3 protein-coding genes are annotated in these 2438 nt (G+C 36.6%); 2 read left to right on the top strand and 1 reads right to left on the bottom strand.

Features of this window, described 5'->3' with window-relative positions; translation table 11 throughout:
• Nucleotides 1-177 precede the first annotated feature (177 nt).
• Together BN873_RS14920 and BN873_RS19675 are read left to right on the top strand one after the other, a co-directional pair.
• On the top strand, nucleotides 178-1410 hold the full coding sequence (locus BN873_RS14920; protein WP_048675451.1) for a glycosyltransferase family 4 protein: 1233 nt from the start codon (nucleotides 178-180) through the stop codon (nucleotides 1408-1410).
• A gap of 33 nt (nucleotides 1411-1443) precedes the next feature.
• Nucleotides 1444-1866 carry a glycosyltransferase family 2 protein gene (locus BN873_RS19675; RefSeq protein ID WP_082161326.1) on the top strand — a complete coding sequence of 141 codons (423 nt, stop codon included), beginning with the start codon at nucleotides 1444-1446 and terminating at the stop codon, nucleotides 1864-1866.
• A 401-nt stretch (nucleotides 1867-2267) separates the two neighbouring features.
• Here the strand turns inward: BN873_RS19675 and BN873_RS19670 are convergent.
• Nucleotides 2268-2438: IS4 family transposase (locus BN873_RS19670; protein WP_277921601.1), on the bottom strand; the 171-nt coding region annotated here is incomplete at its 5' end.

The raw sequence follows: 2438 nt of genomic DNA, 5'->3' as shown, positions 1-2438 counted from the left end.
GCCGGTAATATGTTGATTTTTAAGATATAAAATCAAAGTAATACTAAATCCAACGTAACATATTGAATATAAAGATAAAAAAGATGTGGGTAATCGGGTGCCATAAGCCCCCGGCTTTGCCGGGGATGATTTGACTTTAAGTAATTTTTTTAGTTAGTTTTTTTAAAAGGGTTTTTTATGATGAAAAAAAATAAGAGCGAGTGCATTTCACAAAATAAATCTATTTGTTTTATCTTAGAAACAAAAGCTTTTGGTGGGGTAGAAGCCCATTCTCTTAGATTAATTAAGTCGCTAATTGAATATGGCTACATAATTGAAATTATTGTCAATCGCTTTAAAAAATATGGTGAGTGGATCGAATCGTACGGATTACAAGATAAAGTCACAATTATTAACGTCGATTTAGGCGGTATACATGATCAAAAAAATGACGCAAAAAAATGGAAAGAAACTCTCAAGGCTATATGTAGCTCTATTCTAATTTTTCCTAAGGGACACAATCTACATGGAAGTGTGGGTTTTTTATATGTATGTCGGCGCAAGTTTAAAAAAATTATTTTTATAGAACATTTAGAGTCAGAATTACCTGAAAAGAAAACATCGAGATTATGGTTAGGTTTGATTCCTGGAATTGGTTTCTGGTGGTATAAGAGGCAATTTCATAAAAAAGCCCGCTCCTTTTTTGCTAATCATATAATAGCTGTAAGCAATAAAGTTAAAGATAGCCTTATAAAAAACAGTGGCTATTCATCTAAAAAAATAATTGTAGTTCATAATGGTGTTCCATGGCAGAATTTTTCTTTCAGTGAAATAGAAAAAATGGCATTCTGTTGCCAATTTCAAATACCACCGGAGAAATTCATTTTTGGAATGTTAACTCGATTAAATGTGGAAAAGAGAATTGACATTGCAATAAGAGCACTAAGTAAGCTCCTTAAGGATGACTCTATAAAAGTAGATATCTCTACTAAACCTTTTTATTTAGTAGTTGCTGGAGAAGGACCTGAGATAGGCAATTTGGAAGAATTAGTAAATACTCTTAATCTTAATGATTATGTAAAATTTATCGGGTTTATAAATGATCCAAAGAAAGTTCTTTCTGGCTACGATGTTATCTTATTTTCCAGCAGAATTGAGGGATTACCTTTAGCGCTTTTGGAAGGAATGGCAGCAGGCTGTATTCCAATTGTTACGCGCGTGAGTGGAATGCCAGAAGCAGTTAATAGCAATGATATAGGATTGGTTGTTTCTCCAGAGAACCCAGAGGAGTTATACATGGCTATGAAACATATTCTTATGCTTGATAAGTCAATACTCTTACAAATGAGAAAATGTGCAGTGCGTAGAATTCAGGAGAAATTTGATATCGACCAATCTCATCGCACCATAATTGAGATTATTGAATCCTAATCAATTGCTTAATATATTTAGGAGTGGCGTTATATGGCTCGAGTATCTATTATTATTCCAACCTATAATTACTCACAGTTTATAATTCGTGCACTGCATTCTGTTTTTGAAAAAACATATAATTATTTTGAGGTGATTATAGCGGATGATGGCTCAACTGATAATACCCGTACGTTAGTTGAGCAGTTTGATAAATCGATTGTCTATTATGCATTTCAACCTAATCGAGGACTTTCTTCAACTCGGAATTTAGCATTATCCAAAGCCAGTGGTGAATTTGTCGCTTATTTAGATGCTGATGATATGTGGTATCCAGATAAACTTGTAAGACAAATAGCATTCCTTGATGCACATCCAGAATGCGCTTTAGTGCATAGTGACGCATCGGTTATTGATGAAAATGATTCGATTATTTATCAAAAATTTAATGCTGAAAAAAAGCGTTTTGTTCCGTAAGGATTTTGTGCTAGAGAGCTTCTCGAATACTCAACTATTATTGTGCCAACAGTGGTTGAGCGACGTGATTGTGTAATAAAACTAGGTGGGTTTGATGAGCGCCTCCGATCTGTTGAAGATTACCTGCATTGGATTCAAATAGCATTAAGTGGCTATGCAATTGGATATATTAATGAGGCTTTGGCTATGTATCGATGGAGAACCGGGACTTTAAGTAGGAATGAAACAAACATGGCGGAAGCAATGATTCAAGTTTGCCAGATTCTCATTAATGAATGGTATTTGGCTGAGCGTTTAGGACTTGAGGCTGAAATTAGTGTTCAGCAGCGTCTAGCTTTAATGAAGCGTGATCTACCATACATGTATCGGCTAGAGGGCATCCGATTACCCACAAACTCGCATTATCCATCGCTGGCATAGGCAGCTTTAGCGGCGGCGACGCCCAAGGCGAACATCTGAACCCGTTGTAGACCTTCCCAGAGGGTCTTAGGACCGGGATGACCGTCGTGTTTGCGACCGAGAAACCCACCGAAGCCAGCGATCAAGCGCACCATCTGACCCAGGGGGGGTGG

The organism is Candidatus Competibacter denitrificans Run_A_D11, from assembly GCF_001051235.1.
GTDB classification, from domain to species: Bacteria; Pseudomonadota; Gammaproteobacteria; order Competibacterales; family Competibacteraceae; genus Competibacter_A; species Competibacter_A denitrificans.
Note: the sequence above shows the minus strand (reverse complement) of the source record. Positions and strands in the feature narration are given on the sequence as shown.